This is a genomic window from Pseudomonas sp. ok272, assembly GCF_900109995.1.
Taxonomy (GTDB): domain Bacteria; phylum Pseudomonadota; class Gammaproteobacteria; order Pseudomonadales; family Pseudomonadaceae; genus Aquipseudomonas.
Genome location: NZ_FOCB01000027.1, coordinates 20,692 through 27,200 on the forward strand (window position 1 = coordinate 20,692; position 6,509 = coordinate 27,200).

Annotated in this window: 4 protein-coding genes and 1 pseudogene; 4 read left to right on the top strand and 1 reads right to left on the bottom strand. The window is 65.1% G+C overall.

Going from position 1 to position 6,509, the window contains the following annotated elements:
• The first annotated feature begins 56 nt into the window (after positions 1-56).
• Entirely contained in the window at positions 57-401 is a 345-nt protein-coding gene (locus tag BMW74_RS23725; protein ID WP_093426539.1) for a cupin domain-containing protein, read from the top strand.
• A gap of 21 nt (positions 402-422) precedes the next feature.
• Here BMW74_RS23725 and BMW74_RS23730 read toward each other — a convergent pair whose 3' ends face one another.
• Complete coding sequence (locus BMW74_RS23730) at positions 423-1,754, bottom strand: aminotransferase-like domain-containing protein (protein WP_093426540.1); 1,332 nt, start codon at positions 1,752-1,754, stop codon at positions 423-425.
• An 89-nt stretch (positions 1,755-1,843) separates the two neighbouring features.
• Here BMW74_RS23730 and BMW74_RS23735 point away from each other — a divergent pair.
• The 3 genes and pseudogenes from BMW74_RS23735 to BMW74_RS23745 all read left to right on the top strand — a co-directional run.
• Positions 1,844-2,739 (top strand): annotated as a pseudogene (locus tag BMW74_RS23735) (DMT family transporter).
• A gap of 202 nt (positions 2,740-2,941) precedes the next feature.
• Positions 2,942-3,787 (top strand): helix-turn-helix transcriptional regulator, encoded by an 846-nt coding sequence (locus tag BMW74_RS23740; protein WP_093426541.1) that lies wholly within the window; start codon positions 2,942-2,944, stop codon positions 3,785-3,787.
• Positions 3,788-3,935: 148 nt separating this feature from the next.
• Positions 3,936-6,509 (top strand): DUF6531 domain-containing protein (locus tag BMW74_RS23745; protein ID WP_139208459.1); only part of this gene is annotated, 2,574 nt, incomplete at its 3' end.

Here is a 6,509-nt window from a genome sequence, read left to right on the forward strand (position 1 = left end):
GTCGTTTCGGGTGTCTACTGCTAGTGGGGGCTTGTCACTCCACAGAGGAACGCGCGATGAACGACGAACCGCTCGCACCGGCGACGCAAGGCGTGACGGTGACGTTGCTGGCAACGGTCGACCTGGGTCCCGAGATTGAGGGCATGGCAGGACGCCAACTGAGAATGCGCGTGGTGAGCATCCAGCCCGGCGGCGTCTTCGGCCCGACCCACAGCCATGTCGACCGGCCAGGCATTGTCTACATACTGCACGGCACGATCACTGATCATCGAAATGGCGTCGCCCGGGACTACGGGCCGGGCGTAGGCTGGCCCGAGGACCGGAACACCACACACTGGCTGGAGAACCGGGGAACGATTGCCGCGGTAGAAATCTCCGTCGATATTGTCAGGCAACCGTGAAGGACACCGCGGTCCCAGCGCCTACGAATAGGCCTGCACCACCCACTTCACCCGGGCCAACGCCACCTTGAGCGTGCCCAGGTCCACCGACCCCAGCGCCAGTCGCAGCGCATGGGGCACATGGGCCGAGATCGCAAACGGTTCGGCGGTGGACACCGCGATCTGCTCGCGCATCAGCGCCATGGCGATCTGGTCGGCGCGGGCATCTTCCGACAAGGGCAGCCACAGGAAGTAGGACGCGGGGTGGCTGACGCAGGGCAGCCCCGCCAGCGCCTTGCGCGCAATGACCTGCCGGGCCCGGGCGTCACGGCGTTTCTCGGCTTCAAGCCGCTCGACCGTGCCATCGTCGAGCCAGGCGCTGGCGATGGCCGTCATCACTGCCGGGGTGTTCCAGGTGGTGGAGCGGATGGTGCGCTCAAAGGCCGGGACCATCGGCTCTGGCGCGACGATGAAGCCGACCCGCAGCCCTGTGGCGACACTCTTGGACAAGCCCGAGACGTACACCGTGCACTCCGGCGCCAGGTCGGCGAGAGGTGGCGCTGGGTTGTCCGCCAAAAAAGCGTAGGCCGCGTCCTCAATGATCGTCAGCCCATGCTCGCGGGCAATCGACACCAACCGGGTACGCTGCTCAACGTCCAGCACCCAGCCCAGCGGATTATGCAAGGTTGGCATGCTGTACACGGCACGTACCGGGCGACTGCGACACAGCCGGTCCAGCGCATCCAGGTCCGGCCCCAGGGCGGTGGACGGGATCGACAGCAACTCCAGGTGCAGCGACTGCGCCAACACCTTGAACCCCGAATAGGTCAAGGCATCCGCCGCCACCACATCGCCCGGTTGCAACAGGCTCATCAGCGCCACGGCCAAACCCTGCTGGGCACCGTTGACGATCAGCACCTGCTCGGGGCTCACCGTCAGCCCACGCGCCAGCAAGTGCCGCGCCACCGACGCGCGCTCATGCGCCCTCCCCGCGTGGGGCTGGTAGCGCAACAAAGATTCCAGGTCACCGGACACCGCCAACTGACGCAGGGCGTTGCGCAACAGATCGGCCTGGCCCGGCAATGACGGGTAGTTGAAGTTGAGATCGACCATGCCCACGGCAACGTCCTTCTGGTCAATACCGTGGCTGGGGGGCAGCGCGGTCTCGCGAACGAAGGTGCCGCGACCGGCTTCACCACTGACCAGGCCCATGGCCTCCAGCTCGGCATACACCCGACTGGCCGTGACCAGCGCCAACCCTTCTTGGGCGACCAACTGACGGTGAGTCGGCAGACGGGTGCCGGGAGGCAGGCGGCCCGAACGGATATCGGCGGCAAAGGCATCAACCAGGGACTTGTAGCGCGAGCGTGGCATGGGCAGGTGTATCCATGACAATTTTTTGATTGTCTTGATTCTCAGGCCCAAGATGCCCCCAAGACAACCCCCTTGGAGCACCCCACCGCATGGCACGCACCTCGACTCCCCATCCCCTCTTGTTGGAACAGTCCACCCGAGGTTGGATCAACGGCCTGATTGGTGTGGTGATCTTCAGCGGCTCACTGCCGGCGACGCGGGTCGCGGTGCAGCAGTTCGCCCGGTGTTTCTCACGGTTGCCCGCGCGTGCATCGCCGGGGTCCTGGCGCTGGGCATCCTGTGGCTGTTCAAGCAAGCGCGCCCGGCCCGCAACCAATGGCACTCATTGCTGATCGTAGCCCTGGGCGTCGTTGTCGGATTTCCCCTGCTGACGGCGCTGGCCCTGCAATACGTGACCTCCGCCCACTCCATTGTGTTCATCGGCCTGCTGCCCCTGGCCACCGCCGCATTCGGCGTACTGCGCGGGGGTGAACGGCCACGGCCGGTGTTCTGGCTGTTCTCGGGGCTGGGCAGCCTGTTGGTGGTGGGATTCGCGCTGTCCCAAGGACTCAACACCTCGCCCCAGGGCGACCTGCTGATGTTACTGGCGGTGCTGGCCTGCGGCCTGGGATATGCCGAAGGCGCAACACTGTCCCGGACCCTGGGCGGCTGGCAGGTGATCTGCTGGGCGCTGGTGCTTTCGCTGCCGTTAATGACCGTGCTGAGCCTCTACCTGGCACCTTCATCGTTCTCGGGAATCAGCCTGCCAGCCTGGTTGAGCCTGGGGTACGTGTCACTGTTCAGCATGCTGATCGGCTTTGTATTCTGGTACCGCGGCCTGGTACAAGGCGGCATCGCCGCCGTCGGCCAACTCCAGTTGCTACAGCCGTTCTTTGGCCTGACCCTGGCGGCGACATTACTGCATGAACACGTGAGCCTGGGCATGGTGGGCGTCACCGTGGCCGTAATCCTCTGCGTGGCAGGTGCGAAAAAATTTGCCCGATAACCTCGGACCACCCTCGCAACAGCACACCAACCCGACAAACGCCCCCCCAGTGACACCCAACATGTAGCCACCGGTAACATCCGGCACCCATTTGGTGCACACCCAGAACAACAGACCCAACGCCCCACCCATCAGAATGGGCCTACAGCCCCATGGCGTACTTCGTGCATGCTATCGCGACTCCATACTGCTCGAAGTCCCCATGCGCCCCAAGGAACTGAAACTCTGGACCACCGGAGTCGCCCACCTGCTGGACCTGCCCGCCGGGCAAGCACGACTGTCGGGGCTAAGCCACTGGCTGCGACAAGTATGCCCGGTCGACCACTTCGTCTTGTTCGTCTATGAAGGCAACCACCGCCCCCTGGCGATGTTCGATACCTTCCCCGCCGACAAACGCGCGGTGTATGTCGACGACTACCAGTGCGGCCCCTACCTGCTGGACCCCTTCTACCTCGCCTGCACCCGCCGCCAAGCCCCAGGGCTGTGGCGTTTGCGCCAGTTCGCCCCCGACCACTTCTACCTGGGCGAGTACTACCTGACCTACTACCAGCAAACCGGCCTGGCCGAGGAAGTGGCGTTCTTCGTCGACCTGGGCGAAGGCGCCATGGCAGTACTGTCGCTGATGCGCTCCAGCGCCAACTGCGCCTTCAGCCGCGACGAACTGCAACTGATCGAATGCGCCCAGGCGGTGGTCGAGCAAGTGATCGGCGAAGCCTGGCGCCAGCGTCAGGCCCAGCAACCACGACCGGCCCAGGACCTGGACTTCAAGATCCGCGAAGCCTTCGACCAGTTCGGTGCCCACACCCTCACCGGCCGCGAGCAGGAGGTGGTGCAACTGCTGTTGCGCGGCCACTCCAGCGCCTCGGTGGCCGAACAACTGTGCATCAGCCCCGGCACCGTGAAGATTCATCGCAAGAACCTCTATGCCAAGCTCGGCATCGGCAGCCAGTCCGAGTTGCTGGGGTTGTTCATCCGTGACCTCACCGACAATCAGTTGCAAGTCACAAACGACAAGCCGCAGGAGCATCGCAGCCACACATCAGGCTAAAACCATCTTGTCTGTAGTCTTGCACCAACAAAACTCATAGGAAAAATCCCCATGAAATAGGGGGAATTCTGTCTTTTTTGTCGTCCACTAAAACGCGCCCCTCGCTGAAGCAGAATCGCCGGCCCTCATTCTGCTTCAGAGCCCGTGGATGCCAGCTTCTGCCCCCAACCCGCGCGTCGCCCAGATCGAGCAGGCGCTCGACACCTTCCAGGACACCCTCGGCCTCTACCGCCAGCAACTCACGCACTGGTTCCTGCGCGGCACCGACAGCCTCAGCCACGCCGCCGACCTGCCCTCGCTGATGGGCATGGACCGGGTCATCACCCTGGGCAACGCCCGCCAGGTGGTGGGCACCGGCGACGATGAGTTCATCACCAGCGTGGCCCAGTGCCCGGCCAATGGTGAGTTGGTCATCGAAAGCAAATTCGAGTCGGTCTACGACGTCCCGCTGGGCAACATCGAGGTCGAGGTGATACCGGTCGCCGGCGGGCCGGGCACGTTGATCACCCTCGACGAACAGGGCGTGGGCGCCTTCCGCGGTGAGGCGGGCAAGTTTTATCGGCTGCGGGTCCAGGGCGCGGTGACACCCGAGCAACTCGACGGGTTGTTCGCCGCCTACGACGGCTTGAGCGGCGAATTGGAACACTGGCTGCGCGGCGAGTGGCAAGGCTTCAAGCCGCAGTGGCCGCACAGCAGCGCGTCGGCGCTGGGCAACGGTTTGCTCGCCGGCAGTTGGGCGGCGATCCAGGGGGTGTGGGATGGCATCGGCCAGATCAGCGAACTGCTGAAGGACCCGGCCAAGCTCAGTGAAAAAATCGCCGACAGTGCCCAGGCCACGGCCGCGCTGGCGCAAGCCTCCCCGCAGGTGATGGCCAACGCCCTGCTGCTGGCCAGCGATGAAGCCGCGCTGTGCTTGCTGCTGCGCACTGCCAGCCTGTGGCTGGAAGCGTTGCCGCCGAGCCAGGTCGCCGGCAACACGGCGGCCGCGGTGGCCGAGTTCGTGGTGGGGCTGCTGATTGACCTGCTGATCGGCATTGTCCTGAGTTTCTTTGGCATCGGCGTTGCCTACCTGGGCGCACGGCTGGTGCGCTACGGCCAGGTCATCGTCGCGGCCGCGCAACGCTTCGTCGCGGCGATGTTCACCTTGGTCGAGCGCTTCATGGGCGCCGCCCACCCCTACAAAAAACTCGCGGCCCGAGGCATCGCCCCCGGGCTGAAAAAGGGTCGCCTGCAGCTGCGTTGGGACGCCAGGCGCAACACCACCCTCACGCCTGACGAGCCTCACCTCAACGCCCCGAACCAGGCGAAAAACCCCAACGGCGCCAGCGCCGACACCGCGCGCCACACCGCCACCCATGGCTGCCCGGTGTCGATGGTCACCGGCGAAGAACTGCTGACCCTGACCGACGCCGAATTGGACGGTCTGCTGCCGTTTGCCTTCACCCGCTTGTACCGCACCAGCGCGGTGGAGCTGGACAGCGGCCTGGGGTTTGGCTGGAGCCATTCACTGTCACAACGCCTGGAAATCAACGACGAAACACTGACCTGGATCGACCCGGAAAACCGCCGCACCCCATTCCCGATGCCCAGCGCCGAACGCCCGGCGATCCACAACAGCCTGTCCCGCGCGGCGATCTACCTGGGCGCTGACGCCGACGAACTGATCCTCGCCCAGGCCGGTGACGACACGCCGTGCTATCACTTTCGCGACGGCCACCTCACGGCCATCAGCGACGCCTACGACAACCGCCTGCACATCCGCCGTGACTACGCCGGACGCATCCAGCGCCTGGACAACGGCGCCGGCCGCGCCCTGTTGCTGCGTTATGACCGCCAGCACCTGATCGCCATTGACTATCAGGTGTTCGAGCCGGCCCCGAGCGAGGCTGAGTCCTGGCGCAGCGCACAGACCCTCGTTCGCTACCACTACGACGCCCGCCAGCGGCTGGTCGAAGTGCAAAACGCCCTGGGTGACAGCGAGCGCTACCAGTACGACGACCAGCACGTGATCGTGCAGCGTCAGTTGGCCGGAGGTGCGCGTTTTTTCTGGGAGTGGCAACGCGAAGGCAAGGCGGCGCGCTGTGTTCGGCACTGGGCCAGCTTTGGCCAGATGGACAGCCGCTACACCTGGGACGATGCCGGCAGTGTGCGGGTCGAGAACATCGATGGCAGTGAGGAAACGTACGTCCACGACGCCCAGGCGCGCCAGGTGCGCAGGGTCGAGGCCGACGGCGGCGAACACCTCAAGGCTTACGACGCCGACGGCCATCTGATCGCCGAGCAGGACCCGCTGGGCGCCGTCACCGAATACCGCTACGACGCCGCCGGGCGCCTGATCGCGCAGCTGCCGCCCGACGACCAACCCACCGCCTACGAATACCGCGACGGTCACCTGTACCGCCGCACCCGGGGCAAGGCGCAGTGGACCTACCGCCGCAACCCCCAGGGCGACCTCACCGAACAGATCGACCCCAGCGGCCACCGCACCCAGTACTACCGCGACGCCAAGGGCCGACTGACGAGCATCAGCTACCCGGACAGCAGCTACCACGCCTTCACCTGGAACAACCTCGGGCAACTGATCGAAGAGCAATTGCCCGACGGCGCCCAGCGACAGTTTGCCTACGACGCCCTGGGCCGAAAGATTCGTCAACAAGACGAACACGGCGCCGTCACCCACTACCAATGGGACGCGCTCGGGCGCTTGCTGCACACCACCTTG

Excerpts from the sequence above, each read along its gene's own strand:
- BMW74_RS23725 (WP_093426539.1), top strand. The coding sequence starts at position 57 with ATGAACGACGAACCGCTCGCACCGGCGACGCAAGGCGTGACGGTGACG.
- BMW74_RS23730 (WP_093426540.1), bottom strand. The coding sequence starts at position 1,754 with ATGCCACGCTCGCGCTACAAGTCCCTGGTTGATGCCTTTGCCGCCGAT.
- BMW74_RS23740 (WP_093426541.1), top strand. The coding sequence starts at position 2,942 with ATGCGCCCCAAGGAACTGAAACTCTGGACCACCGGAGTCGCCCACCTG.